This is a genomic window from Rhodococcus cerastii, assembly GCF_033042195.1.
GTDB lineage: Bacteria > Actinomycetota > Actinomycetes > Mycobacteriales > Mycobacteriaceae > Rhodococcoides.
In genome coordinates, this window is the sequence record NZ_JAWLKF010000003.1 from 318,719 (window position 1) to 344,575 (window position 25,857).

Genomic DNA, 25,857 nt, shown 5'->3' on the forward strand with positions numbered 1-25,857 from the left:
TGCGCGGCTGGATGTGGTGGGGACCGCGCGCCCTCACTGACAACTGCGCGCCCCGGCTCCGATGTGAGCAGGGGCGTGCAGTCGACAGAAAGGGTGTGAGGTTACTTCTTGGGCTTGTCCGACGAGGATTCCGAGGACAGTGCGGCGACAAAGGCTTCCTGCGGCACCTCGACGCGGCCGATCGTCTTCATCCGCTTCTTGCCCTCTTTCTGCTTCTCGAGCAGCTTGCGCTTACGGCTGATGTCGCCGCCGTAGCACTTGGCCAGCACGTCCTTGCGGATCGCGCGGATGTTCTCGCGGGCGATGATGCGAGATCCGATGGCGGCCTGGATCGGCACCTCGAACTGCTGGCGCGGGATCAGTTCCTTGAGCTTGGTCGTCATCTTGTTGCCGTAGGCCGCAGCAGCGTCCTTGTGCACGATCGCCGAGAACGCATCGACGGCCTCACCCTGCAGCAGGATGTCGACCTTGACCAGCGCACCGCTCTGCTCGCCGATCTCCTCGTAGTCGAGGCTGGCGTATCCGCGTGTTCGGGACTTCAGGATGTCGAAGAAGTCGAAGATGATCTCGGCCATGGGAATGGTGTACCGCAGCTCGACGCGGGTCTCGGACAGATAGTCCATGCCCCCGAGTTCGCCACGTCGTCCCTGGCACAGTTCCATGATGGAACCGATGAACTCGCTGGGCGAGATGATGGTGCACTTGACCATCGGCTCGAACACTTCCCGCGCTTTGCCCTCGGGCCAGTACGACGGGTTGGTCACGATGTGCTCGGCACCGTCTTCCATCTCGACGCGATAGACCACGTTGGGCGAGGTCGAGATCAGGTCCAGGTTGAACTCTCGCTCGAGCCGCTCGCGGGTGATCTCCATGTGCAGCAGCCCGAGGAAGCCGCAGCGGAAGCCGAATCCGAGCGCCACCGAAGTCTCGGGCTCGTACGTCAGTGCAGCATCGTTGAGCTGCAGCTTCTCCAGAGCGTCGCGCAGGTCGGGGTAATCCGAACCGTCGAGCGGGTAGAGGCCCGAGTACACCATGGGACGGGGTTCGCGGTAGCCGGTCAGCGGCTCCGTCGCGCCCTTGCGGAAGGTGGTGACGGTATCGCCGACCTTGGACTGACGGACGTCCTTCACTCCGGTGATCAGGTATCCCACTTCGCCGACGCCCAGGCCCTTGGTGGCTTTCGGGTCGGGTGAGACGATGCCGACCTCGAGCAGCTCGTGGGTCGAGCCGGTCGACATCATCGTGACCTTCTCGCGCGGGTTGAGCGCGCCGTCGACGACGCGGACGTAGGTGACGACGCCGCGGTAGGTGTCGTAGACCGAGTCGAAGATCATCGCGCGGGCGGGCCCGTCCGGATTGCCGACCGGGGCCGGAACCAGCTTGACGACCTCGTTGAGCAATTCCTCGACGCCTACACCGGTCTTGCCGGACACGCGCAGAACGTCGTCGGCCTCGCACCCGATGATGTGGGCGATCTCGGCGGCGTAGCGGTCCGGGTCGGCGGCGGGGAGATCGATCTTGTTGAGCACCGGGATGATGGTGAGCTCTTTGTCGAGAGCCAGGTACAGGTTGGCCAGCGTCTGCGCCTCGATGCCCTGCGCGGCGTCGACGAGCAGCACTGCACCTTCGCAGGCCTCGAGGGCGCGCGATACCTCGTAGGTGAAGTCGACGTGGCCGGGCGTGTCGATGAGGTGCAGCACGAATTCCTCGCCGTCGACGACCCACGGGAGCCGGACGTTCTGCGCCTTGATGGTGATGCCGCGCTCGCGCTCGATATCCATCCGGTCCAGGTACTGAGCGCGCATCGACCGGTCGTCGACGACGCCCGTGAGCTGCAACATCCGGTCGGCCAGCGTCGACTTGCCGTGGTCGATGTGGGCGATGATGCAGAAGTTCCTGATCCTGGACGGATCGGTGAACGTCGTGTCGGCGAAGCTGGGCACTCGTATCCTTCGGCTGGCGTGTTCGAAATGAGCGAACGGGTTTCCCTATCGTCCCACGCCGAGAACGGTGCGCCGTCCCCGGCTGTCCGACTCGGGTGTTCTCGTCGCCGCGGTTCGGGCGATGAGCAGCAGAGTCTGCATCGCTACACTCGCCGCATGGCTGGCAACTGGAGCAGATTCGGCAAGGAACTGAGCAAGATCGCGATGCGCGAGGGTCCCCGACTGCTGCGTCAATTACAGAAGTCCGGAGCCCTGCAGAAGGGCAAGGACGCGATCAGCGGGACGGCCACACGCACGTCTGCTCCGACTCCTCGTCCGGGGCGACCGGTGGCGTCGCAGACCAGGCCCACGGCGCAACGCGCCCGCACCATCGAGTACTCCCCCGACCTGGACGGCAAGGCCGACCCCGGCGAAATCGTCTGGACCTGGGTCACCTACGAGGAGGACGCCAGCCAGGGCAAGGACCGCCCGGTGTTGGTCATCGGCCGCGAGGGCAACGATCTGCTCGGCCTGATGTTGTCGAGTCAGAGCAGCCGCGACGGAGACCGTGACTGGCAGTCGATCGGGTCCGGTCCGTGGGACGCCGAAGGCCGACCGAGCTGGATTCGTCTGGATCGAGTGCTCGACGTGCCCGAGGACGGCATCCGACGCGAGGGTGCGATTCTGAGCAAGCCCCAATTCGATTCCGTGGCAAACAGATTGCGCCGCGACTTCGGCTGGAACTGATGGGTGCGCGTTGTGCGCCCATGAAAGGGCGCACAACGCGCATCTGGCTCACGCCAACCGGGTGATCTCCACGACCACGTCGAGGGCCGTCGAACCGCCGCCGGAGAAGATGCCCTTGAGCGGCGGCACGTCGGCGTAGTCGCGGCCGAGTCCGACCGACACGTGCTGCTCGTTGACGGCGATGGCGTTGGTCGGGTCGTAGCCCCACCACGCACCGGTCCAGGCCTCGATCCACGCGTGGCTCTGGCCCTCCACCGTCGCACCGATCGCGGCCTGCTTCTTGGGATGCAGGTAACCCGAGACGTACCGGCTGGGGATGCCGATGCTGCGCAGCATCAGCAGCGTCAGGTGGGCGTAGTCCTGGCAGACGCCCTTCTTCTCCGACCACGCTTCCACGGCCGAGGTGTGCACGCCGGTGGTTCCCGGCACATAGGACATCTCCTGGTTGACCCAGTTGGAGATCTCCACCACCGATTCCTGCGGCGGTAGGCCCTTCGACAGCTTCTTCGCCACCGATGCGAGTTGCCTGTTCTTCGGCACGTATTCGGTGTTGTCGAGGACCTCGTTGAAGCGGTCGATGACCGGCTCGCTCGCGAGTTCCTCCCAGGAAGCGTTCTCGTCCGGGTAGACGAAGGGATCGGTCTCGACCACCGACGATCCGGTGACCTCCAGCTCGGTGTGCGGAGCGTGCAGATCGAACGCCGTCACCGCTGTGCCCCAGTAGTCGGTGTAGCGGTAGGAACGCGTCACCGGGTTGGTCTCGACTCGGTTCAGAATCACGTTCTGCCGATTGTCACTTCGCGGCGTCAACCGAGCCTCGTTGTACGACGACGTCACCGGTGCGTCGTACTGATAGCCCGTGGTGTGCACGACACGCATACGCCAGCTCACAGTTCACCTTCCAATTGATCTTCGAATGTTCCGGAGCCGGCATCGGTCCACGCGACCCACGGAGCGGCGTGGAAATACTGCTTGGAGATCGCGTCACCGAGTTCACGGCAGGTTTCCTGCAGCGAGAGCAAGCGCTCCTGCAGATCGTCGAGAATTTCACCGGGACGGAGGAATTCGAGTTCGCTACGAGCACGGCCGAGTAGGCGCTGAGCCTCGGCGCGCGCACCGACTCGACTGTTGGGCTGATGGTCGAGCTGATCGAGCGAACGTTCCGCCTCGTTGAGTGCGTAGAACACCGATCGCGGAAAGAGTCTGTCCAACAACATGAATTCGAGAACTCGCTGCGCGTCGAGTGCGCCGCGGTAGGTGCGCAGGTAGGTGTCGTGTGCACCGGCGGAGCGAAGCACGGTGACCCACGCCGGCGACGACGGCCGGTCACCGGCTCGCGAGAGCAACAACCGAACGATCATGTCGATGCGCTCGACCGAGCGACCGAGCAGGAGGAAGCGATAGCCGTCGTCGTGACTGAGGGTGGAGTCCGCGAGACCGGCGAACATCGCGGCACGCTCCTCGATGTAGCTGAAGAACTCGGCCGGGCCGGTACGCTTGGACGCCCTGATGCGCTCGTTCAGCCCGTTGTACGTGGTGTTCAAGCATTCCCACATCTCACTGGACGTCACTTCACGAGCACCACGGGCGTTCTCACGGGCACTCGACAGCGAGTCCACGATCGAACCCAATCCATCTCGGCTGAAGGCGACGACCTCGGTCAGAGACCACACGTCGAGCGAGACATCGGGCTCGTGCTTGAACCCGAGTACTCGCAACAACACTCTCGAAGTGTGGTCGGGATCGACCGTGGCGTCTTCGAGTAGCTGGTGGACGGTGACATCGAGAATGCGGGCAGTGTCGTCCGCTCTCTCCACGTACCGTCCGATCCAGTAGAGCGACTCTGCGTTGCGCGCGAGCATTTACTGTCCACCGCCGTTCGAGTCCGAGTTCGTTGCCTGCTGTTGTTGCTGCTGTTGCTGTTGCTGCTGATTCATCTGCTGGTCCATCGTCAGCTCCGGACCCTGTTCGGCCATCGGTGACTCCGGCGGAACGCTGACGATCTCCTCGCCGGCAAGTTCCTGCTCCTCCTGAGAGGTTCGGGTGGCGAGCACCCAGGTGTCCTTGCTGCCACCGCCCTGGCTGGAGTTGACCACCAGGGATCCCTCCGGCAGCGCGACCCGGGTCAGGCCGCCCGGCAACACCCAGACGTCGTCGCCGTCGTTGACGGCGAACGGCCGCAGGTCGACGTGGCGGGGTACCAATCGATCACCGATCTTGGTCGGCACCGTCGAGAGCTGCACGACGGGTTGGGCGATCCAACCACGCGGATCTGCGCGAACCTTCTTGCTGATGGTGGCGAGTTCCTTCGGCGAGGCGTCGGGTCCGAAGACGATGCCGTAGCCGCCCGAACCTTCCACCGGCTTGATGACCAGTTCGTCGATGCGGTCGAGGACTTCCTCGCACTCGTCGTCGAGCCAGCACCGGAACGTGTCGACGTTGGCCAGCAACGGCTTCTCGCCCATGTAGTAGTCGATGATCGTCGGAACATAGGTGTAGACGAGCTTGTCGTCGCCGACGCCGTTTCCGACGGCACTCGAGATGACGACGTTGCCTGCGCGGGCGGCGTTGACCAGACCTGCCACTCCGAGCACCGAGTCGGGCCGGAACTGCATGGGGTCGAGGTAGTCGTCGTCGATACGCCGGTAGATGACGTCGACCTGACGCTCGCCCTCGGTGGTGCGCATGTAGACGATGTTGTCTCGGCAGAACAGGTCCCGTCCTTCGACTAGCTCGACGCCCATCAGTCGCGCGAGCAGCGAGTGCTCGAAGTACGCCGAGTTGGCCACGCCGGGAGTGAGAACCACCACGGTCGGATCGGCCTCGTTGAGGGCGGCCGATGCGCGCAGTGCTCGGAGCAGGTGCGAGGCGTAATCGCCGACGGCGCGGACGCGGTGGCTGGCGAACAGGTCGGGGAACACCCGGGCCATCGTGCGCCGGTTCTCCATGACGTAGGACACGCCCGACGGCGACCGCAGGTTGTCCTCGAGCACTCGGAAGGTGCCCTGGGCGTCACGAACCAGGTCGATGCCGGCGACGTGGATGCGCACACCGTTGGGCGGTGTGATGCCGACCGCTTCGCGGTGGAAGTGCTCGCAGGAGGTCACCAGCCGCTTCGGTACCACGCCGTCGCGCAGGATTTCCTGGTCGCCGTAGATGTCGGCCAGGAACATCTCGAGGGCTTTGACGCGCTGCTTGATGCCGCGCTCGAGTCGTGACCATTCACCTGCGGCGATGACGCGGGGAACCTGGTCGAGCGGGAACGGGCGTTCCTGGCCCGACAGGGAGAACGTGATGCCCTGGTCGATGAAGGCGCGTCCCAGCGCGTCGGATCTCGCGTCCAGGTCCACTGCGTTCGCCGGGGCGAGTGCAGTATGGATGCCCTTGTACGGAGTTCGGGTGCGCCCGTCCGCGTCGAACATCTCGTCGAAGGCGAGACTGTACTTACCGACGTCGGAGTATCCCCCGAACACCCCGTCGAGCTCGGGTTCGACGCGATCCGCTGTCTTGGTTCTGGTCGCTTTGGCCTTGGTGGCGGCATGCGTTGCCGATCGCGGACTCATTCTGGCCATGTTGCTACAGAGACAGGAGTTAGGCGCGGTAGAAGCGTTAATTTCTTGAAACGCATCGTCACCCCACTCCGGATTGGGTTCTGGCCGACCGTACTGGTATTCTCGATCTTCGGCGCAGGGCTCCAAAGCTCAGCAGCAGACTTCGGGCATTCCATCATGGATCGCCCTGACCGGAATACCGACGAAGACGACAAGGATTTTACGCGTGGCCAATATCAAGTCCCAGAAGAAGCGGATTCTCACCAACGAGCGTGCACGCCTGCGCAACCAGTCGGTGAAGTCCTCGCTTCGTACCGTCATCCGCTCGTTCCGCGAGGCACAGGCTGCGGGCGACAAGGACAAGGCTTCCGAGATTCTTCTCGATGCAGGCCGCAAGCTCGACAAGGCCGCCAGCAAGGGCGTCATCCACAAGAACCAGGCCGCCAACAAGAAGTCGGCACTGGCTCTCGCAGTCAACAAGCTCTGATCCATCACTGAGCTCGATCGAGCCCGCCGCATCCGACCAGGATGCAGCGGGCTTTTTCGTGCTCTCTGCCGACGCTACCCACCCAGTGATGCGACCTCGGCGACCGCTTTCTCCACCGCGTAGTCCGCGTCCGCTGCTTGACCTTTGACGTCTGCATTGAGCTGCGCCACCACGCGCAGCGCCTGGGCGATGGATCGACCGTTCCAGCCGCGCGCCTGACCCTGCGCCTTCTTGATCTTCCACGGCGGCATCCCCAGCTCCCCTGCCATTCGGAACGGGTCGCCGCGACCCGCCGAACCCACCAGCGCAATGGTGCGGACGGCATCGGCCAACGCGTCGGCGAGCAGCACGTGCGCCACGCCCCGGTGCATCGCCCAGCGCAGAGCCTCCAGAGCGCCGGCTCGGTCACCGATCACCGCTTTGTCCGCGACGTCGAATCCGGAGACCTCGGCCTTGCCGGAGTAGTACCGACGCACCGCGGCGAGGTCGACCTTGCCCCCGGTATCGGAGACCAACTGCGAACAGGCCGAAGCCAATTCGCGAAGTTCGTTGCCGACGGACTCGACCACCGCCTCGATCACGTCGCCGCTCACCCGGACATCGGCGGTACGGAACTCTCCGCGCACGAAGTCGATGCGTTCGGCGGGCTTGGTGAGCTTGGCGCACTCGTGCACCTGTGCGCCGCATTTCTGCAGCGCTCCGACCATCGCCTTGGCCCGGCCGCCGCCGGAGTGCATGACCACCACCACAGCACCCTCGGGCGGATCGGTAGCCGCGTCGAGCACCAGCGCGGCGGCGTCCTTGCCTGCCTCGGCGGCGGCCTCGAGCACGAGAACACGGTCCTCGGCGAACAGCGAGGGACTGAGCAGTTCGGCGAGCTCCGGAGCGCTGGCATCGCCGGTGCGCAACCGCGTGACCGGCAGGTCCTCCCCCGGTATCGCAGCACTCGCACGCACCTGAGCCACGATCGCGGCTACCGCGCGATCCATCAGAAGTTCCTCGTCGCCGAGAACCAGATGCAGAGGAGCCACACTCGAAGTCACGACCATGATCGTGCCATGCGCGGCCGACACACTCGGCATCCGCTTCGTCCGAGCGATCACCACAGAACGTGTGCCGTCCACATCGCCAAGGCCGTTATCGCCACCGCCGCGGCCAGCCAACGAAACACGGTCAAACGCAACGCCGTCAGCACCGCGACCGTCGAGAACGCCGCCAGTGCTGCACCCTCGACGCCGTCGGGGACGACGATGCCCGCGCCCGGCACCGACGCGGCCCGCTCCGCCACCGTGATCAACCACCACAGCGGAGCGGACGCCAGCTGCGCGACCAGTTCCGCCAGCGAGCCGCTGACGGCAGCGATCACCGCTGTGACGATCCCCACCACCGTGATCGGAGCGACGACAGGTGCCACCAACACATTCGCCGCCACTCCCACCACGCTGAACGTTCCGGCCATGGCCGCGACCACCGGTGCCGTCACCGCGTGCGCCGCCGCGGCTACGGCCACCACCTCCGCTGCCGCTCTGGGCCAGCCGCGCGCTCTAAGCCAGTCGACCCAGATCGGCGCGACGAGCACGAGCCCTGCGGTGGCGAACACCGACAGCACGAATCCGACGTCCACCGCCAACCTCGGCCACCACGCGAGCAAACCCAACACCGCTCCGCACAGCGCCGGTACCGCCTGCCGTCGTCTGCCGGTGACGAGGGCGAGCAGGCCGATCGACCCCATGATTGCGGCACGCAACACACTCGGCGACGGCCTGGCCACGATCACGAACGCAACGAGCACGACGAACGCCACCGCGACCGTCGCACGGGGCCCGATTCCGATACCCCGCAACACCAACAGAACCGCGCCGATCACGATGGAAAAATTTGCGCCGGACACAGCCGTCAAATGCGTCAGGCCTGCCGCCCGGAAGTTCTCGGCCACCGTCTCGTCCAGCCGCGAGACGTCTCCGACCACGAGCCCGGGTAACAGACCTGCACGATCCGGTGGCATCGAATTCTGCGCTACCGCTGCCAGATTCGACCGGAACGTGCCCGCGGTAGCGGAGATCGCCCCGGGCTCGGTCACTGTGACGGGCGCACCCGACGTGCGGATGACGGCCACACTCATGTCCGGTCTGATCGGCACGCCGAGCCGGCCCCGCACGGTGACCTCCTGGCCCGGCAGCAGTGCCGACCAACTCGACTCCGGGGCGATGATCGACACCCGCCCACCGACGTACAGAGCCTCACCGCCGACGTCCACGCGAGTCATCTCGGCGTTCACCATCACCATCGAGGGCCCCGCCGACAACAGCCGGCGTGGGTCCTCCTCCAACCGCACCGACGCGGTGACCCACGCTCGGTTCTCCGCCGCCGCAGCGACAGGATGTTCGGCCAACGAACTCATCTGAAGCCAGATCGCTCCCCCGAAGCACAGCGCCAGCCCGATCACCGCGGCCGCACCGAACCGACTCGAACCAGGCAAGGCGCGCCGAATCGACAACCGGTGCAGGGATACTGCGACGAGCAGCACCACCGCAACCGCCGACGCGGTAGCAGCGAGAGCAGCACCCGGGCCTTCGAGAATTCCGATCGCGGTGATCGACCAGCACACCGCAGCGGCCGGGACCAGTCGCACATCGAATGGCTGACGATCCTCGGTCTGCTCCGCACCGGTCGACGCGGTATCGGTGTTCATCCGACGTGCACCAGGTCTCGGATCTTCGCCAGTCGGCCGGGCCCGATCCCGTCCACCTCGGACAGCTGATCCACGGTTGCGAAGCGGCCGTTGGTCTCTCGCCAACCGACGATCGAAGTCGCGGTGACCGGCCCGACCCCGGGCAACGCGTCCAGCTCTGCGACGGTCGCGGCGTTGAGGTCCACCGTCCCGCCGGGCGTGGAACCTCCGCCACCGACCGGTGCGCCGCTACTACCGTCTGCCGGTGTGCCGATCCCGGAAGTCGTACTGCTGACCGGTGGAGGGGCATCCGGCGGCACTGCTCCGACGACGATCTGATCACCGTCGGCGACTCGCGCGGCCATGTTCAGCGCCAGCAGGTCGGCACCCTCCACTGAGCCGCCTGCCGCAGCCAGCGCGTCGGCGACTCGCGAACCCGGTTGCAGCCGAACCAATCCGGGGCTCGTCACGAGCCCGACGACGCTCACCACGAGTTCGGCGTCGGCGCTCGGCACTGGATCGACCACGTCGTCGGCATCCACCGTGCCGTCGGCATCAGCCGTGCCGGTCGCGACCACGGCGAGCGGCGGCGCAGGTGCCGGAGTCGGCGTGTCTCGAAGCACCGCGAATCCCGCCACCAGCACGACGAAGACTCCGGCCGCCGCCATCGCCACCGCCCCCGGTTTCCCGGGGTCGACGCGGGCGGATCGCCATCGCGACGGCAGCAAGGCCGACCACGGGGTGCCTGATCGTTCCGCTTGCGGCAGCAGCCAATCCGGGTCGGTGGATCCGGCGTCAGCTCGCGGCTCCTCGGGCGCGACGCGATCGCGGTCGGAATCGTGTTGTCTGCGCACGGAGTTCAATCGCGCCACCGTGTGTGCCCGATCGTCGTTGCCGCCCATGCTCGAGGACGCTAGTGCCCGCGATCGGTTCACTCCCCGGTGATTACAGGTCGCCGATTGCCCTGTGTACAACCCGGAGGCTGTGGATGAACCGAGGGCCGGGCCCGGTTATCGGCGTCCCGGAGCCACGACGACACCGACCGCGCCGGGGCCGACGTGAGCACCGAGAACGGCACCGAAGGGGTAGACGTCGATGCTGGTCGAGTGCGGAATTCGGGAGGCCAGCATCGCGGCTACGTCCTCGGCTCGCTCCGGGCACTGCATGTGGTGCACCGCGAGCGCAACCCCCGATTCGTCACCGACCTCGGTCGCGGCAGCGACGGCGGCGTCGACCAGCTTGTTCAAAGCCTTGGACGAGGTGCGCGCCTTCTCCTTCAACACGAGTTTGCCGTCGCTGATGTGCAGTACCGGCTTCATGGCCAGCGCAGTGCCGAGCAACGCCGCGGCGGCACCGATTCTGCCTCCACGTCGCAGGTGGTCCAGTCGATCGACGACGATGAAGCATCGCGAGGTCGTCGACGCGGCGACGGCGTCGCGGTACACCTCGTCCAGTTCTGCTCCCCCGGCGGCAGTGGCTGCCGCAGCAAGCACCGCGAAGCCCAGTCCCATGCCCGCCGAGGCGGAATCGACGACTCGGACGGCCGAGCCCACGTGATCTGCGGCCTGGCGTGCTGCCTCCCACGTGCTCGACAGTCCCCGGGAGATGTGCAGGGCCACCACACCGGCACCTCGACTGCGTTCGAGAGCCGCGGCATAGATCTCGGTCAGCTCGCCCGGGGAAGCCCCCGCTGTAGTCACGGGCTTGCCCGAGGTGGACTGCTCGGGAATGTCGTCGACGCCTTCGCGATGGTCGATTCCGTCGACCAGCACGTGCAGTGGCACCAACGCGATGCCGCGTTCGGCGGCGAGTGTGGCCGGCAGACAGGACGAGGAGTCGGTGACGACGGCGACGGTCATGGCGATCCGGTCACCGATCCGGCGGCGACGGGTCGCAGCACCTCCAGCATCGCCTCGGCGACCGCGACATGAGCGTCCCACCCCCAGTGGATGCCGTCGGGGTTCGCGTTCTCGGACTCGATGTTCGGTCGGACGGCGTCGGCGAGGTCGACCATGGGGACGTTGTTGTCCACGCTCCATGCGCGCAGTGCGCGTACGGCGGGTTCGCGACCCGAGTGCACCTTGCCGTAAGCATCGCAGCGGTGCACCGACGGATAGGTACCGATGACCGGAAGTTCGGGGCGCACGTACGCCAGTGCCGCGCGGGTCTGTTCCAGATACTCGACGCTGAGCCGCGGCGGCAGCGCCACGGGCCAACCGAGATGCGACAGAACAGGTTGCACCGCTTGGTATCCCGCGCGAACCACGCGCCGAAGGGCAGGCGGTCGGACGTATCTGATCTGTTCCCGGAGCGCAGTCGGCAACGGCGACGGGAGTGAATCCATGCCGCCGATTCCGAGTACGACGGCACCGGCACGGGGAATGGCTGCCCACACCCGCGGATCCTGGGTCAGAGCCCACCACGCGTCCCGACTCGTCCAGCCGATGCGCGCAACCAACTCGACCGTCCAACCGAGTTCCGCTGCAACGAGATTGGGCCAGAGCCGCGGATCGTCGACGGGCAGTCCGCCCTCGGGTCCGTAGTAGCTCAGCGAGTCCGCGAGCACGAGCAGCGCGGGCTGCGCCGCCGTGTCAGAGGACGTCACTGGCCACTCGCGCCGAGGCGTTCCACACGTCCAGTCGCCAGGACGGATTCTCCCCGGGCCCGTGCGCACCGAGTTGCACCCAGCTGGTGTTCGCGAGGCCACCGAGCACCGGCCAGCGATCGGTCGGCAGATCGAGCAACGCGGCGGTCAGTGCCGCGATCAGACCTCCGTGCGCGACGAGGACGAGCGGTCGCTCGCTGCCGTCGGCACCCCACTCGGGCACGCCTGCTGTGAGTTCACGAACCAGCGGCACGCTGCGTCGCGCGACGTCGATGCGGCTCTCCCCACCGGGCGGGGCGATGGTGGCGTCGGCGCGCCAGGCCGGTCGTGCACCGGGGGCGATGTCGTCGACCTCGGTGTGGGTGAGTCCCTGCCACTGACCGAGGTGGGTTTCGCGCAGACGCTCGTCCACCGAGACCGCCACCCCGGCTGCATCTCCGAGCGCGTTCGCGGTGTCGAGAGCTCGCCGCAGATCCGAGGAGACGATCTTGATCGGCTCACGCGTCGCGAGCTCGGCGGCGGCCGTCTTCGCCTGGCTGCGGCCGAGTTCGGACAGATCGGTGTCGAGCTGACCCTGCATGCGGTCGGTGGCGTTGTATTCCGTCTGACCGTGCCGAAGCAGGATGAGCCGTCTGATCATTGCTCCGATTCCGGAGCCGGATGCTGTCCGAGACCGGGAACCTCGATGGTCGGGCAGTCCTTCCACAACCGCTCGAGCGCGTAGAAGTTGCGCTCTTCGTTGTGCTGGACGTGCACGACGATGTCGGAGTAGTCCAGCAGTGCCCAACGGCCTTCCCTGGTGCCCTCGCGACGAACCGGCTTGTGTCCGGCCTCACGCAGCTGATCCTCGATGTTCTCCACGATCGCGTTGACCTGACGCTCGTTCGGTGCCGAGGCGATGACGAAGCAATCGGTGATGTAGAGCTGATCGGAGACGTCGAGAATCACCACGTCGCCGGCCAGTTTGTCGTCGGCTGCGAGCGCGGCGATACGCGCCATCTCGGCGGCTTCGGCTGTTGCAGTCACTTCGGTGTACTCCCACTCGTATGGCTCGGGTTCGCGGTCATTGCGCTGGTGACCGACCCTGCCGGTTGCTTCTTCTGGGGCGCTGGTTCCGACATGGTGACGGATCCGTCGAGACGCTGAGCGCCTCGTGGTCTGTAGAGATTCCTCTTCGAGATGTATTGCACGACGCCGTCCGGTACCAGGTACCAGACCGGCCGATTCTCACCGGCTCGGAGTCGACAGTCCGTCGACGATATCGCGAGTGCGGGGATTTCCATCAATGTGAGAGTGTCCGCGGGCAACGACCGAAGGTGGTTGGCGAGATGTTCGACGCCGAGCTCGAACCCGGGACGCGAGACACCGACGAACTTGGCGAGCTCGAACAACTCCTCCCAGTTCTGCCACGTGAGGATCGACTCGAGCGCATCCGCCCCGGTGATGAAGTACAGCTCGGCGTTGGGATGCTGGGTCCGCAGATCGCGCAGGGTGTCGACGGTGTAGGTCGACTTCTCCCGGTCGACGTCCACCCGACTGACCGAGAAACGCGGATTGGACGCGGTCGCGATGACCGTCATCAGGTAGCGATCCTCTGCCGGGCTGACCGTCTTGCCTTCCTTCTGCCACGGGTTTCCGGTGGGGACGAAGATGACCTCGTCCAGGCGGAACTTGTTCGCCACTTCGCTGGCCGCGACGAGGTGCCCGTGGTGAATCGGGTCGAAGGTGCCGCCCATCACGCCCAAACGGCGGACGGACTGCCTACCGGTGTCGTCGCCGGGGTCGGATTCGCGCTGCACAACCGCCGATTCTACGGCCGGCGTGCCGCCGGCCGTCACACGCCTCACACCGGCAGCAAACGCGAGACCACGGTGGCGAGCTGCTGAGCCGATCGGCACTCGTGCATCGCGATCACGTCGGAGTACACCTTGGCAGCCGAATCGCCGGAACCCCACTGCGATTTCGCTTCGGGATTGAGCCAGTACGCATGTTTGGCCACCGACACGATGTGCGCCAACGCCGGCAGCTTCGGCTCGCGGTAGTTGGTGCGGGCGTCCCCGAGAATCAGCACCGAGCTGCGACTGGTGACCGCGTGCGCGTACTTCTCGTCGAACGTCGTCAGTGCATGGCCGTAGTCCGAGTGGCCGTCGTACGTCACCAGATCGGACTCGCGAACGATGCGACTCATCGCCGCTCCGAGGTCGGAACCGGAATCGAAGAATCGCGTCACCTCGTCGGTGGAGTCGATGAACGCGAAGATGCGCACGCGCGAGAACTGCTCTCGCAGCGCATGCACCAACAGCAGCGTGAAATTACTGAATCCTGCCACCGAGCCCGAGACATCGCACAGCACAACCAGTTCGGGGCGCGCTCGCCGCGGCTTGCGCTCGACCAGGTCGATCGGAATACCGCCGGTGGACATCGACTTGCGCAGCGTCCGCCGCAGATCGATCGAGCCGTGCCTGCTTCGGCTGCGCCGCACCGCAAGTCGCGATGCCAACAACCGGGCGAGAGGGGTGACGTTGCGTCGCAGCGCCGCCATCTCCGTGTCCGAGGCCCGCAGGAAATCGACTTCCTCCGCGAGCTTGGGCACCCCGTAGCTCGCCACTCGCTCACGGCCCAGCTTTTCTGCCGACCGACGCCTCGTCTCGCTCTCGATCATCTTGCGGAGGTCTGCGATGCGTTGCGCTGCAGTGCGTTTGGCAACCTCGGACTCGTAGTCGTCGGTGGGGCGATCAGGTGCGTCGTCGCTGCGCCCGAGCAATCCGTCGAGAATCTTGCGCAGCAACGTTTCGGGCGCTACGTCGCGCAGCGCCTGATATGCCGAGAACGACGGCCCGTTCGAGGACTTGTACTGTCCGAGTTCCTCGACCATCTGCGCCGCCAGCATCTGGGTCAACTCGGCGGCCTCGGCCGAATCGTCCGAGAGCAGATCGACCAACAGCTCGCGCAGAGCATCGATGTCGACGTCGCCGGCATCGGTGCGGGGCAGGGCGGTATCGATCTGCCCCGAGTCCCTGGTACCCGATGCCACCGGAAACCACAGGTCGAACAGGGCGTCGAACACTCCGCGGTGCGTCGGACGGCGCAGCAGTGCACAGGCCAGACCCTCGCGCACGGCCTCCCGATCGAGCAGATCGAGAACCGACAGGACGCGTCCGGCATCGACCGTCTCCGACGGCCCGACCGAAATTCCACGCCGACGCAGTGCGTCGACGAAACCGACGAGGTGACCGGGAATTCCGTGTGGGGCCTGCATGTCAGTTGAGCCGGAGTTCGGCTGCCGCACGAACCTGGTCCGACTGATGCTTGAGCACCACACCGAGTGTGGAGCGAACCGCTTCGTCGTCGAGGGTATCCATACCGAGCGCCAACAGAGTGCGTCCCCAGTCGATGGTCTCGGCCACCGAGGGCAACTTCTTGAGCTGCATCGCGCGCAGTACCCGCACGGTCTTGATCATCTGCTCGGCGATCGCCTCGGGTAGGTCGGGAACCCTGCTGGCCAGAATCCGACGCTCGAGGTCGGCGTCCGGAAAGTCCAGGTGCAGGAACAGGCACCGACGCTTGAGGGCCTCGGACAGTTCACGGGTGGCGTTCGAGGTGAGCACCACGAACGGCGTCCGCTCGGCCACGATCGTGCCGAGTTCGGGAATGGTGATCGCGAAGTCGCTCAGTACCTCGAGCAGCAGTCCTTCGATCTCGACGTCGGCCTTGTCGGTCTCGTCGATGAGCAGAACCGTGGGATCGGTCCGGCGAATGGCTTGCAGAAGCGGGCGCGCAAGCAGGAACTCCTCGGAGAACACGTCCAGCTTGGTCGAGTCCCAGTCGGCAGCGGTACCGGACTGGATGCGCAGAATCTGCTTGGCGTGGTTCCACTCGTACAGCGCGCGAGCCTCGTCGACACCCTCGTAGCACTGCAGCCGCACCAGTTCGGCCCCGGTCGTCTGCGCGACGGCACGGGCCAGCTCGGTCTTGCCGACTCCCGCCGGACCTTCGATCAGCAGCGGTTTGCCGAGGCGATCGGCGAGAAACACCGAGGTGGCAGTGGCCTTGTCGGCCAGATAGCCCGTCTCGGCCAGGCGCCTCTGGACGTCGTCCACGCTGGCGAACAGCGGGGGCGTCGTCGGTAGGGCACGATCCATGTCACAGCTCCTGATGATCGGGTCTGGCCGGTACTTCGAGGATTGTCAGTCTCGGACGTGTCCGTCACCCCACACGGTCCACTTGGTCGAGGTCAATTCGGGCAATCCCATGGGTCCACGCGCGTGTAGCTTCTGCGTCGAGATGCCGATCTCGGCCCCGAAGCCGAACTGCTCACCGTCGGTGAACGCCGTGGAGGCGTTGACCATCACTGCCGCCGCGTCGACCCGCTGGGTGAACTCGCGCGCGGCACCGATGTCGGCAGCGACGATCGCCTCGGTGTGGCCGGTGCCGTATCGGTCGATGTGGTCGATCGCCTCGTCGATACCGCCCACCACCTTCAGCGCGATGTCGAGTGAGAGGTACTCCTGCGACCAGTCCTCGTCGTGCGCAGGCACGAGCCCGGGCAGATCCCCGTGCACCGTGACGCTGTGCATCTGGAAGGCCTGGAGCAAGCGCGGAACCATGGTCTCGGCGATCGCGGCATCGACCAACACGGTCTCGGCGGCGTTGCAGACACTGACTCTGCGGGTCTTGGCGTTGAGCACGATCTTCTCGGCGGTCTCCGGATCGGCAGAGGCATGGATGTACACGTGGCAGTTTCCGACGCCGGTCTCGATGGTCGGAACCGTCGCATCGCGCACGACCGCAGCGATCAGACCGGCTCCACCACGCGGAATCACCACGTCGACCAAACCGCGAGCCTGAATGAGGTGCGTGACCGTGGCACGATCGGCACTTCCCAGAAGTTGCACCGCGGCCTCGGGCAGACCGTGACCGCGCAACGCTCCCTGCAGTGCCTCGACCAACGCCGCATTGGACTGCGCCGCCGACGACGAACCGCGGAGCAGCACAGCGTTGCCGGATTTGAACGCGAGGCCGAACGCGTCGACGGTGACGTTGGGCCGGGCCTCGTAGACCATCCCCACCACACCGAGCGGAACTCTCAGCTGACGAATCTCCAGCCCGTTGGGCAGCGTCGAACCGCGGATGACCTCGCCGATCGGATCGGGCAACCCGGCCACCTGACGCAGTCCCGCCGCGATGCCGTCGATGCGCGACGCGGTCAGCCGCAGCCGGTCGAGCAGACCCTCGTCGGTACCGGCCGCTCGCGCGTTCTCGATGTCGACTGCGTTCGCGGCGAGTACCGACTCCGAGGCAGCGACGACGGCATCTGCCGCAGCGTGCAGCACCGCGTCCTTCTCTGCGGTCGTCAGCAGCGCGAGCGCCCGCGATGCGGAGCGCGCTCGGCGTGCTGAGGCGTGCACGTTCTCTCGCTCGTCGGCAGTGCTGGTCACCGGTTCGGCCGAGACGGAAGCTGTCATGAACTACACACTAATAGGGGCCGGGAATGAAGCTGCATCGCCGCGTCGTTGCAGCACAGCGTGAAGATCGTCGACCGAACGTCGGCGCTGCCCGAAGACCGGAGGAACCCCTCGTGAGTGTGCTGTTCGAGCCCCTGACCCTGCGCAACGTCACCTTCCCGAACCGGGTGTGGATGGCACCGATGTGCCAGTACTCGGCCGACGAGGCGGGTGACAACGTCGGCGTCGCGGGCGACTGGCACCGCACCCACCTGGTGAGCCGGGCGATCGGCGGTGCCGGTCTGATCATCACCGAAGCCGCCGCCGTGAGCCCCGAGGGGCGCATCAGCCCGTCGGACCTGGGCATCTGGAACGACACCCAGGCCGATGCATTGGCAAAAATCGTCACCGAGATCTCGTCCTTCGGAACCGTCCCGGGCATTCAGCTGGCACACGCGGGGCGCAAGGCGTCGACCGCTGCTCCCTGGGTGGGTGGCAAGTCCTTGCCGGCCGAGGACCCCCGAAGTTGGGAGACCGTCGGCCCCAGCCAGGTTGCGTTCGGTGACTACGCGAGCCCGCGGGAGGCGACGACCGAGGACATCGCGAAGATCGTCGACGACTTTCGGACCGCCGCCCAGCGTGCGCTGAGAGCAGGATTCCAGGTGGCCGAAGTGCACGGCGCGCACGGATACCTGCTGCACCAGTTCCTCTCTCCTGCCAGCAACACCCGTACCGACTCGTACGGCGGAGATTTCGCGGGCCGCACGCGTCTGCTGATCGAGGTCGTCGACGCCGTGCGTGAGGTGTGGCCGGAAGAGCTGCCGCTGTTCGTCCGGCTGTCGGCGACGGACTGGCTCGACGAGCCCGAGAACAGTGAGCATTCAGCCGAATTGGAGGCCGCGAGCTGGACGTCGGATCAGACTGTCGCGTTGTCGCAGATACTCACCGAGCACGGGGTGGATCTGGTCGACACCTCCACTGGAGGCAACGTGCACGCCAAGATCCCGGTCGGTCCCGGTTACCAGGTTCCGTTCGCCCGGCGAATCCAGAACGAGACCACGATGCCGGCCGCTGCGGTCGGCATGATCACCGAACCCAAGCAGGCCGAGGACATCGTCTCGCTGGGCGAGGCAACGGCTGTACTGCTGGCACGCGAACTGCTGCGTGATCCGTACTGGCCGCGGCGCGCAGCTCGCGAACTCGGCGTCGAGATGCTCCCGGCCGTGGCACCGCAGTACGAGCGGGCCTACTGAGGGCTCACACCACGAACCCGAGCTTCTTGTCCACCACGTTGCGCAGCGGTTCGCCTCGAAAATGCCGAAGTGCGTTGTCCACGAACAACTCTGCGAGCCGCTGCTTCCACCCCGAGGCATCACCGCTCATGTGCGGGGTGACGATGACGTTCTCGGCCGTCCACAACGGGTGGTCGGCCGAGAGCGGCTCGGTGACGAACACATCGAGTGCGGCCCCAGCGATATGCCCGGTGGCAAGGTGTGCCAGCAGTGCATCGGTATCGAGCAACTCTCCGCGGCCTACGTTGATCACCCGGGATCCGGGCGTCATCGCGGCCAACACCGCGTCGTCGACAAGTCCCCTCGTCTGTTCGGTGAGTGGCGCGACGAGCACCAGATAGTCGGCTCGTGCTGCCACGGCACCCAAGTCGTCGCTGGCGTACACGGTTCCGAAGTCGCGATCACCCTCTCTCGCTGTTCGCCCCACGCCCGAGACCGACATCCCCACTGCAGTGAGCAGGGTGGCGATGGCCCGACCGATCGCTCCTGTTCCCACGATCATCGCGTGGGCACCGTCGATTCGTTCGGTCTCGCGGTGCTGCCAGACCTTCGATTGCTGTAGTGCGCGCGAGCGTTCGGAGTCCTTGGCGAACGCGAGGATCTGGGCCAGCACGAACTCCGCGATCGGTCGATCGAACACGCCCCGCGAATTGGTCACGGTCACATTGGAATCGACCAACTCGTCGAACATCAACGAGTCGACGCCTGCCGCGGCGATGTGTATCCATGTCAGCGAGCCGCAGCGGGGCCACGCGGATCGGACTGCGGGCGAGAAGAAGTCCCACAGCAGCAGCGTGTCGGCCCCGTCGACCGCATCACCGAGGGTGTCGGCGGTGGCGTACCGGACGTCGGCGACCTCCTCGACGGAGTCGAGACCGTCGGGAAGGTCGCCGGCGTGCAGAACGACGAGAACAGGTGCCACTACTTCTTCTTGTATCCGACGAGTTCGACGCCGGACGCGGCCACCTCGTCGTCGTTGTCACCGGGGCACTGGGTTCCGCGCAACGAGCGGCCGGCGGTTTCCGGCATCAGCAGAATCGGCACGAAGGCGATGGCAGCCGCGATCATCATGTACCAACCCGGGACCAGGTTCGATCCGGTTCGGTCGATCAGGAACGTCAGGATCAGCGGAGCCGTACCGCCGAAGAGCGCCGTCGAGACGTTGTACCCGATGGCGAACGCCCCGTAACGCACCTGAGTCGGGAACAGTGCTGGCAGGGTCGACGACACACAGGAGCACATGATCACCAGCAACACTCCGAGACCGAGCAGGCCGACGCTCTGGCCGATCAGTCCGGTGTTGATGATCAGCAGGAACAGCGGAACGCTGAACACGAAGTACCCGATGCAGGCCGCCAGCAGCAACGGCTTTCGGCCCACTCGGTCGGACAGCGCACCGATGGGGTTGATGATCGCCATCATGATGATCATGATCGCCACGAGGGTGAAGTTGGACTGAGTCGTGCTGTGCCCCAACGTGTCACTGAGATACGAGGGCAAGAACGTCAGCACCGTGTAGTAGGCGATGTTGAGCAGCAGCACGAATCCCATCAGGATCAGGATCCGCTGCCAGTACGTCATCGTGGTCTTGAGCGAGGCCATGGCCCCACCTGCGCCTTCCTCGACCGTACCGCCGTCTTCCTTGGCCTCGGCGAACACGGGAGAATCCTCGAGCCGGGTACGCAACCACAGTGCGACGATGCCGAGCGGCAGAGTCACCAGGAACGGGATTCGCCAGCCCCACGCCTCCATCGTCTCGTCGCCGAGCGCGACGTTGAGCAGGGTGCACAGGGTGGCACCGCCCACGGTTCCTGCGAGGGTGCCGAATTCGAGGAACGATCCGAAGAATCCGCGGCGCTTGTCCGGCGCGTATTCGGCCATGAACACAGCTGCGCCGCCGTATTCACCACCGGTGGAGAAGCCCTGCACCAATCGGCAGACGAGCAGCAGCAGAGGTGCGGCGATGCCGATGGTGTCGAACGTCGGCAGCACGCCGATGGTCGCCGTGGCCAACGTCATCATCGAGACGGTCAGAACCAAGACCTTCTGGCGTCCGATGCGGTCTCCGAGTGGGCCGAGCACGATGCCGCCGATGGGGCGGATGATGAACGACGCGGCCAGCACGGCGAACGTGGAGAGCAGACTCGCTCCCCCGTCCTCGGACGGGAAGAAGTTGGCGGCGATGTACACGGCCAGATAGCCGTACACCGCGTAGTCGAACCACTCGACGGCGTTACCGAGCGCGGATCCGCCGATGGCGCGATGCAGAACCTTGGTCTCGTCCGGGCTCAGAGTGTCGGTGCTCGGGGGATATCCGGTCGGCGATGCTGCCGACCCTGATTTTTCGGTCACGGTCGAAATACCTCTCGCTTTTGTGGTCAAAGTGGAGCGTCGGTGTGGTACTTCGCAGCGTTCGACATTACGACGATGCGGAACATACGGTTCGGCCCACCCCCTCGTGCAACGCTAAAGCGCTGGTAGCGCAGCAATTCTGGTGGCGATCAACGCGTACGCCCTTGCGCTGTCGGTCAATTGCTGCACGGCGACGGACTCGTCCGGCCGATGTGCTTGGCTTTCGATCTCCCCCGGACCGAGCACGACGGTCTTGATACCCATCTGTTGTGCCACGAAACCACCATCGCACGATGCGGTCCAGATGCCAGTCGAACGTCCAGATCCGGTGTCGAGGACCGATTGCACTGCGGTGGTGACCAATCCGTCGCTCACGCTGGTCAGAAAACCCGGCATCTCCATCGCGATTCCGATGCGAACGTCGATGTCGCGGCCGGTCACCCCGGCCGATTCGATGCGCGATCGCAGGTCGCCGACGACACCGGCAGCGCTCTCTCCCGGTACCAGACGGCGGTCGACGGTGAGCACGCAGCGATCGGCGACCATCGAGGTGCCGGTGCCTCCGGTTATCGTCCCCACATTCCACGTGGCCGGACCCAGATCGCGGTCGGGATTGGCATCCAGCTCGGCCTGGGAGCCCTCGATGATCCCGATGATGCGCGCTGCCGCGGAAATCGCGTTGGCCCCGTTACGTGGCTGCCCAGCATGCGCGGAACGGCCACGCACCTCGATCTCCAGATTTGCCGCCCCTCGGCATCCGACGATGGTGACCAGGTCCGTCGGCTCTGCCACCACGCAGCAGCTGTACTTCCGGTGCGGAAGCGCGGCGACGAATGCTCGGATACCGAGACCGGTGTCCTCCTCGTCGACCAGACACGCCAAGGTCATCGGATACTCGTCCGCGAGACCGGCACGGTGCACTGCCGTCATCGCCGCGACCACTGCGGCCAGGCCGCCTTTCATGTCGCAGGCCCCGCGGCCGAAGATTCGGCCGTCTCGAACGACTGCGGAGAACGGATCGGTGGTCCAGCCCGTACCCGCGGGAACCACGTCCGAGTGGCCGACGAACAGGACTCCCGGCCGCTCGTCGGATCCGATGGACACGATGACGTTGGGTCGCCCCGGAGCCACCTCGACGGTCCGAACGTCGAATCCCAGTGCGCGACAGTGCTCGGCGAGCACCTTCGCAGTCTTCTCCTCGGTGTCGCCGGGGTTCTCGCCGCCGGCGTCGATCAATGCCGTAGTCAGAGAGACGATCTCGTGCTCGTCGATCGAACGGAGAAGAGCGCCCTCGGAAGTCGAAACGGTCATCGGGTGGGATCGGAGGCGAGCAGGTGCTTCGACTTGTCCACCGCTGCCGCCAGCCGTCTGATTCCCTCGTCGATGCGTTCGGGCGTGGACGAGGCGAAGCACAGCCGCAGCGAATCGTGGAATTTCCCACCCACCGACAACGCCGGCCCGGGTATGTAGGCCACACCCTCTGCCAGTGCCGTCTCGAACAGGTCCTGCGTCGAGAAGTCGACATCGTTGCCGCGCAACGTCGCCCAGAGAAAGAACCCTCCCTCGGGGTCCGTCGTGGACATCGACTCGCCGAAGTACTTGTCGATGCTGTTCTGCATCGCGACCTTGCGGGGCAGGTACACCGAGGCCAACGATCGAAGATGCTCGTCGAGCAGGCCGCGCCGGATGTACTCGGCCACCATCCGCTGACCGGGCAGGTTGGTGCACGTGTCCATGGCCTGCTTGGCGTTGACGATCAACTGCCGTGCCTCCGGGGCGGCGTCCACCCACCCCACGCGCAGGCCTGGGGCGATCATCTTGGAGAAGGTCCGCACAGAGAAGATCAACGGGTCGTTGGGACTGAGCGTGCCGAAACTGGGAATCGGATCACCCGAGAAGCGGAGCAGGCCGTACGGATCGTCGTCGAGAATCACCGATCCCCACCGGTGCGCCAGCTCGATCAGCAGCTGTCGGCGCTCGAGCGACAGGGTGACCCCGGACGGGTTCTGGAAGTTGGGGATCACGTAGATCATCTTCGGCACTCGACCAGCACGCTCGACGAGCTCCGGCAATGCCTCGACGATGAGGCCGTCACTGTCCATCGGGGCCTCGAGGATGTCGCCTCCGTAGCTGAGCACGGTGGCGGTTCCGTTGGTGTACGTGGGACTTTCGACGATCACCAGGTCGCCCGGATCGACGAACAGCTTGCACGCGATGTCGAGCCCCTGCATTCCGCCGGAAGTGATCACCACTCGCTCCTCGGACGTGGGCTCGCCGACCGAATCGAGGTACGAGAGCAACGCGTCGAGCAAGCCGGGATCGCCCTCGGTGGCACCGTAGTCGAACGCGTCGGCAGTCAGTACGCTGCCGGCGATCTCGGTGAACGCAGCGGCCGGAACGGTCTCGGCTGCAGGAGATCCCATGGCGAATCTGACGATGTCGTGCTTCTGTGCAGCGAGGAGCGATGTCGAGGAATCGATCACCGATCCCACCAGTTTGTCGGTCCGCAGGGCCCAGGGAATGGCAGGAGTGGAGCCTGCGGAACGACTTTGGGTGGCAGGAGTGGAGCCTGCGGAACGACTTTGGGTGGCAGGAGTGGAGCCTGCGGAACGACCCTTCGTGGCAGGAGAGGAGCCTGCGGAACGACCCTTCGTTGATGCGGTCATGCTCACTCCTTCGTCAGTAGTTCTCGGGGGTACGCGGTGAAGGTTTCGAGGCCGGTTTCGGTGACGCGAACGGCCTCGGATACCTCGTATCCGTAGTCGTCCATCCACATTCCGCCGATGATGTGGAAGGTCATGTTCTCGGCGAGCACCGTGTCGTCGTCGGTGCGTAGGCTCACGGTGCGCTCACCCCAGTCGGGTGCGTAGGCGATGCCGATCGAGTAGCCGATGCGCGACGGTTTGTGCAGTCCGTGCTTGGCCAGGCTCGTGTTCCATACCTGGGCCAGTTCGGTCGCGGTGACGCCTGCCTGCACGGTCGCGAGCACGTCGTTCAGTGCTTCTCCGGTGGACTTGGCGAGGTAATCCATACGCGGACTCGGCTTTCCGAGCACGATCGTGCGGGCCATCGGGATGTGGTAGCGCCGAAACACTCCGGCCAGTTCGACGACGGTGGTCTCGCCGCGCAGGAAGGGTTGATGCGACCAGGTCAGATGTGGGGTGTCGGCTCCGGCACCGGTGGGCAGCATCGGGACGATGGCCGGATGGTCGCCGCCGAACTCCTCGGTGCCGCGTACCTGTGCGTTCATGATGGCCGCGGCCGCGTCGCACTGCCGTTCACCGACCGAGATCGATTGGTATGCAGCCGACATCGCCGATTCGCAGACTTTCGCGGCGCCGCGCATCAGGGCGATCTCCGCGGGCGATTTGACCACGCGCACCCAGTTGATGAGCTCGTAGGAGTCGGTGAAGCGATATTCGGGCAGCGACTTCACCAGTGCCTCGAAAGCCTTGGGACTGAAGTAGTACGAGTCCATCTCCAGCCCCACCTGGCCGTGCTCGAAGTTGTTCACCAACCCCAGTTCGCGCAGTTTCGCGGCGACCCAGACGAACGGGTGCGTGTCCTTGCGCTGCACGAACGTTTCGGGATAGCCGAACGTCCGATCCTGCGGCAGCCACGACGTGCGGAACGCGCCGTTGGCGTCCATCTCGCGGGCGAAGAAGTACATCTCTCCCTCGAGGGGCACGTACAGCATCTGCGGGGTGTAGAACGAGAGCGCGTTGTATCCGAGCAGGTAGTAGAGGTTCGCGGGATCGGTGACGATGAGCGCGGTGAGGTTCTGCGCTGCCATCCGCTCGCGGACGGCAGCGAGCCGGAAGGCGTACTCCTCGTCGGTGAACGTGATCGGCGTGCTGTTCGGAACATCGGGGTACCGAGCGAGGCCGGGAGCGGCCCGTCCTGTGGTCTCGTCGGGTCCGAGTGCGGTGACGTAGGCGGCGTCGGGTGAGTCGTTCACGGGCACCCCCTTCAATGAGATCGGTTTAGTAGATTGTTGACAATCAGGCTAGGCGCTGGCGTGAGAGGTTCGCAAGACTTCGGATGTAAATGCTGTGTTGCCGGACCGGCGACTATCCAGGAGTGGCCAGTGCCGAGTGTTCGGCCTGCTCTTCGACCATGGCACGGGTCAGGTCGTGGATGGCGGTGTCCATGTGCTCGTGCACGCCCTTTTCCAGTGCGTCCCAATCCGATCCGAGCAACAGGTCGACGATCAGCTGGTGTTCCTCCACCAACGCCTCGGGCCGGTAGTACGCAGTTTCCAGGTTGGCCATGCAGATACGTGCCTCAGCAGCGAGCGTGGCGTACATGCGCGACATTCGGCTGTTGCGCGTCGCCGCGACCAGTGCGGTGTGAAACGCCAGATCACGTTCGGCAAGACCTCGCCAATCCGCCCGATCGATGAACGGCTGCATCTGCATCACGATGGCCGAGAGCTCGTCGGCAGCCGACACCAGGCGCGCACGATCCCCGTGCACCAGAGTCCACGCGGCACCGACCTCGATGGCCGCCCGGGATTCGTAGATCTCGGTGACATCCTCACTGCTCAGCTCGACGACGAACACGCCGCGATTTCGGTAGCTGACGAGCAGCCCCTCCTGATTGAGGCGCTGCAGCGCCTCCCGCACCGGTCCCCGCGAGATCTCGAGTTCCGCGGCGACGTTGGCCTCGTTGATCTGCTCCCCGGGGGCGTAGGACCCGTCGATGATGCGGTCGCGAATCTGGTCGGCAATGACCATCGACGTGTTGCGTGCGTCGATGGGCGTCAATCGTCTCGAACTGGGCATGA

24 protein-coding genes are annotated in these 25,857 nt (G+C 65.5%); 3 read left to right on the top strand and 21 right to left on the bottom strand.

What is annotated here, in order from left to right; translation table 11 throughout:
* Positions 1–101: 101 nt before the first annotated feature.
* Positions 102–1,949, bottom strand: a complete 1,848-nt coding sequence (gene lepA / locus R3P93_RS08375; protein WP_045194648.1) for a translation elongation factor 4 — start codon at positions 1,947–1,949, stop codon at positions 102–104.
* A gap of 150 nt (positions 1,950–2,099) precedes the next feature.
* Between lepA and R3P93_RS08380 the strand changes: the two genes are divergently transcribed.
* Positions 2,100–2,669, top strand: a complete 570-nt coding sequence (locus tag R3P93_RS08380; RefSeq protein ID WP_094640417.1) for a type II toxin-antitoxin system PemK/MazF family toxin — start codon at positions 2,100–2,102, stop codon at positions 2,667–2,669.
* A 48-nt stretch (positions 2,670–2,717) separates the two neighbouring features.
* Here R3P93_RS08380 and R3P93_RS08385 read toward each other — a convergent pair whose 3' ends face one another.
* From R3P93_RS08385 to R3P93_RS08395, 3 genes are read right to left on the bottom strand one after another with little or no spacing between them, the layout of a single operon-like run.
* Positions 2,718–3,548, bottom strand: coding sequence for a transglutaminase family protein (locus R3P93_RS08385; protein ID WP_094671346.1), 831 nt, complete (start codon positions 3,546–3,548; stop codon positions 2,718–2,720).
* Between the two features lie 8 nt (positions 3,549–3,556).
* Complete coding sequence (locus R3P93_RS08390; RefSeq protein ID WP_032394562.1) at positions 3,557–4,531, bottom strand: alpha-E domain-containing protein; 975 nt, start codon at positions 4,529–4,531, stop codon at positions 3,557–3,559.
* Positions 4,532–6,091, bottom strand: a complete 1,560-nt coding sequence (locus R3P93_RS08395) for a circularly permuted type 2 ATP-grasp protein (protein ID WP_255183248.1) — start codon at positions 6,089–6,091, stop codon at positions 4,532–4,534. It lies immediately after the preceding gene.
* A 355-nt stretch (positions 6,092–6,446) separates the two neighbouring features.
* On the opposite strand from R3P93_RS08395, the gene rpsT reads away from it, so the two are divergent.
* Complete coding sequence (gene rpsT / locus R3P93_RS08400) at positions 6,447–6,707, top strand: 30S ribosomal protein S20 (RefSeq protein ID WP_027497522.1); 261 nt, start codon at positions 6,447–6,449, stop codon at positions 6,705–6,707.
* A gap of 74 nt (positions 6,708–6,781) precedes the next feature.
* On the opposite strand, the gene holA is transcribed toward rpsT, so the two are convergent.
* The 11 genes from holA to R3P93_RS08455 form a co-directional block, all read right to left on the bottom strand.
* Positions 6,782–7,756, bottom strand: a complete 975-nt coding sequence (gene holA, locus R3P93_RS08405) for a DNA polymerase III subunit delta (protein WP_217901116.1) — start codon at positions 7,754–7,756, stop codon at positions 6,782–6,784.
* A 50-nt stretch (positions 7,757–7,806) separates the two neighbouring features.
* A complete protein-coding gene (locus R3P93_RS08410; RefSeq protein WP_317532773.1) occupies positions 7,807–9,399 on the bottom strand; it encodes a ComEC/Rec2 family competence protein in 1,593 nt (530 codons plus the stop codon).
* Positions 9,396–10,280 carry a helix-hairpin-helix domain-containing protein gene (locus R3P93_RS08415; protein ID WP_317532774.1) on the bottom strand — a complete coding sequence of 295 codons (885 nt, stop codon included), beginning with the start codon at positions 10,278–10,280 and terminating at the stop codon, positions 9,396–9,398. Before R3P93_RS08415 ends, R3P93_RS08410 begins: the two co-directional genes overlap by 4 nt.
* A 108-nt stretch (positions 10,281–10,388) precedes the next feature.
* On the bottom strand, positions 10,389–11,237 hold the full coding sequence (locus R3P93_RS08420) for a DegV family protein (RefSeq protein WP_094640205.1): 849 nt from the start codon (positions 11,235–11,237) through the stop codon (positions 10,389–10,391).
* A complete protein-coding gene (gene octT, locus R3P93_RS08425) occupies positions 11,234–11,983 on the bottom strand; it encodes a diglucosylglycerate octanoyltransferase (protein ID WP_068052408.1) in 750 nt (249 codons plus the stop codon). The genes R3P93_RS08420 and octT overlap by 4 nt, the downstream gene beginning before the upstream one ends.
* Entirely contained in the window at positions 11,970–12,623 is a 654-nt protein-coding gene (locus tag R3P93_RS08430) for a histidine phosphatase family protein (protein ID WP_317532775.1), read from the bottom strand. The genes octT and R3P93_RS08430 overlap by 14 nt, the downstream gene beginning before the upstream one ends.
* The gene (gene rsfS, locus R3P93_RS08435; protein WP_032394567.1) at positions 12,620–13,009 is read right to left on the bottom strand and encodes a ribosome silencing factor; all 390 of its coding nucleotides are present in this window, start codon (positions 13,007–13,009) and stop codon (positions 12,620–12,622) included. The genes R3P93_RS08430 and rsfS overlap by 4 nt, the downstream gene beginning before the upstream one ends.
* Positions 13,006–13,719 carry a nicotinate-nucleotide adenylyltransferase gene (gene nadD, locus R3P93_RS08440; protein WP_394855272.1) on the bottom strand — a complete coding sequence of 238 codons (714 nt, stop codon included), beginning with the start codon at positions 13,717–13,719 and terminating at the stop codon, positions 13,006–13,008. Before nadD ends, rsfS begins: the two co-directional genes overlap by 4 nt.
* A 107-nt stretch (positions 13,720–13,826) precedes the next feature.
* Complete coding sequence (locus R3P93_RS08445) at positions 13,827–15,242, bottom strand: vWA domain-containing protein (RefSeq protein WP_317532776.1); 1,416 nt, start codon at positions 15,240–15,242, stop codon at positions 13,827–13,829.
* Position 15,243: 1 nt separating this feature from the next.
* Positions 15,244–16,125, bottom strand: a complete 882-nt coding sequence (locus R3P93_RS08450) for an AAA family ATPase (protein WP_269593789.1) — start codon at positions 16,123–16,125, stop codon at positions 15,244–15,246.
* A 45-nt stretch (positions 16,126–16,170) separates the two neighbouring features.
* The gene (locus R3P93_RS08455; RefSeq protein ID WP_317532777.1) at positions 16,171–17,448 is read right to left on the bottom strand and encodes a glutamate-5-semialdehyde dehydrogenase; all 1,278 of its coding nucleotides are present in this window, start codon (positions 17,446–17,448) and stop codon (positions 16,171–16,173) included.
* A 113-nt stretch (positions 17,449–17,561) separates the two neighbouring features.
* Between R3P93_RS08455 and R3P93_RS08460 the strand changes: the two genes are divergently transcribed.
* Entirely contained in the window at positions 17,562–18,680 is a 1,119-nt protein-coding gene (locus R3P93_RS08460; RefSeq protein WP_188078662.1) for an NADH:flavin oxidoreductase/NADH oxidase, read from the top strand.
* A gap of 4 nt (positions 18,681–18,684) precedes the next feature.
* On the opposite strand, the gene R3P93_RS08465 is transcribed toward R3P93_RS08460, so the two are convergent.
* The 6 genes from R3P93_RS08465 to R3P93_RS08490 all read right to left on the bottom strand — a co-directional run bounded on the left by R3P93_RS08465 (position 18,685) and on the right by R3P93_RS08490 (position 25,855).
* A complete protein-coding gene (locus R3P93_RS08465) occupies positions 18,685–19,641 on the bottom strand; it encodes a D-2-hydroxyacid dehydrogenase (protein WP_394855267.1) in 957 nt (318 codons plus the stop codon).
* Positions 19,641–21,071, bottom strand: coding sequence for an MFS transporter (locus tag R3P93_RS08470; protein ID WP_231911481.1), 1,431 nt, complete (start codon positions 21,069–21,071; stop codon positions 19,641–19,643). The genes R3P93_RS08465 and R3P93_RS08470 overlap by 1 nt, the downstream gene beginning before the upstream one ends.
* A gap of 114 nt (positions 21,072–21,185) precedes the next feature.
* Positions 21,186–22,382, bottom strand: coding sequence for a M20 family metallopeptidase (locus tag R3P93_RS08475; protein WP_317532778.1), 1,197 nt, complete (start codon positions 22,380–22,382; stop codon positions 21,186–21,188).
* A complete protein-coding gene (locus R3P93_RS08480) occupies positions 22,379–23,737 on the bottom strand; it encodes an aminotransferase-like domain-containing protein (RefSeq protein ID WP_317532779.1) in 1,359 nt (452 codons plus the stop codon). Before R3P93_RS08480 ends, R3P93_RS08475 begins: the two co-directional genes overlap by 4 nt.
* A gap of 2 nt (positions 23,738–23,739) precedes the next feature.
* Entirely contained in the window at positions 23,740–24,918 is a 1,179-nt protein-coding gene (locus R3P93_RS08485; RefSeq protein ID WP_188078679.1) for a M24 family metallopeptidase, read from the bottom strand.
* 223 nt (positions 24,919–25,141) lie between these two features.
* Positions 25,142–25,855: a GntR family transcriptional regulator gene (locus R3P93_RS08490; RefSeq protein WP_230596661.1), complete on the bottom strand. Its 714-nt coding sequence runs from the start codon at positions 25,853–25,855 to the stop codon at positions 25,142–25,144.
* Between the last annotated feature and the right edge of the window lie 2 nt (positions 25,856–25,857).

Excerpts from the sequence above, each read along its gene's own strand:
- R3P93_RS08380 (WP_094640417.1), top strand. The coding sequence starts at position 2,100 with ATGGCTGGCAACTGGAGCAGATTCGGCAAGGAACTGAGCAAGATCGCG.
- R3P93_RS08385 (WP_094671346.1), bottom strand. The coding sequence starts at position 3,548 with ATGCGTGTCGTGCACACCACGGGCTATCAGTACGACGCACCGGTGACG.
- R3P93_RS08390 (WP_032394562.1), bottom strand. The coding sequence starts at position 4,531 with ATGCTCGCGCGCAACGCAGAGTCGCTCTACTGGATCGGACGGTACGTG.
- R3P93_RS08395 (WP_255183248.1), bottom strand. The coding sequence starts at position 6,091 with ATGTTCGACGCGGACGGGCGCACCCGAACTCCGTACAAGGGCATCCAT.
- holA (WP_217901116.1), bottom strand. The coding sequence starts at position 7,756 with ATGGTCGTGACTTCGAGTGTGGCTCCTCTGCATCTGGTTCTCGGCGAC.
- R3P93_RS08410 (WP_317532773.1), bottom strand. The coding sequence starts at position 9,399 with ATGAACACCGATACCGCGTCGACCGGTGCGGAGCAGACCGAGGATCGT.
- R3P93_RS08415 (WP_317532774.1), bottom strand. The coding sequence starts at position 10,280 with ATGGGCGGCAACGACGATCGGGCACACACGGTGGCGCGATTGAACTCC.
- R3P93_RS08420 (WP_094640205.1), bottom strand. The coding sequence starts at position 11,237 with ATGACCGTCGCCGTCGTCACCGACTCCTCGTCCTGTCTGCCGGCCACA.
- R3P93_RS08430 (WP_317532775.1), bottom strand. The coding sequence starts at position 12,623 with ATGATCAGACGGCTCATCCTGCTTCGGCACGGTCAGACGGAATACAAC.
- nadD (WP_394855272.1), bottom strand. The coding sequence starts at position 13,719 with ATGGGCGGCACCTTCGACCCGATTCACCACGGGCACCTCGTCGCGGCC.
- R3P93_RS08445 (WP_317532776.1), bottom strand. The coding sequence starts at position 15,242 with ATGCAGGCCCCACACGGAATTCCCGGTCACCTCGTCGGTTTCGTCGAC.
- R3P93_RS08450 (WP_269593789.1), bottom strand. The coding sequence starts at position 16,125 with ATGGATCGTGCCCTACCGACGACGCCCCCGCTGTTCGCCAGCGTGGAC.
- R3P93_RS08455 (WP_317532777.1), bottom strand. The coding sequence starts at position 17,448 with ATGACAGCTTCCGTCTCGGCCGAACCGGTGACCAGCACTGCCGACGAG.
- R3P93_RS08475 (WP_317532778.1), bottom strand. The coding sequence starts at position 22,382 with ATGACCGTTTCGACTTCCGAGGGCGCTCTTCTCCGTTCGATCGACGAG.
- R3P93_RS08480 (WP_317532779.1), bottom strand. The coding sequence starts at position 23,737 with ATGACCGCATCAACGAAGGGTCGTTCCGCAGGCTCCTCTCCTGCCACG.
- R3P93_RS08490 (WP_230596661.1), bottom strand. The coding sequence starts at position 25,855 with ATGCCCAGTTCGAGACGATTGACGCCCATCGACGCACGCAACACGTCG.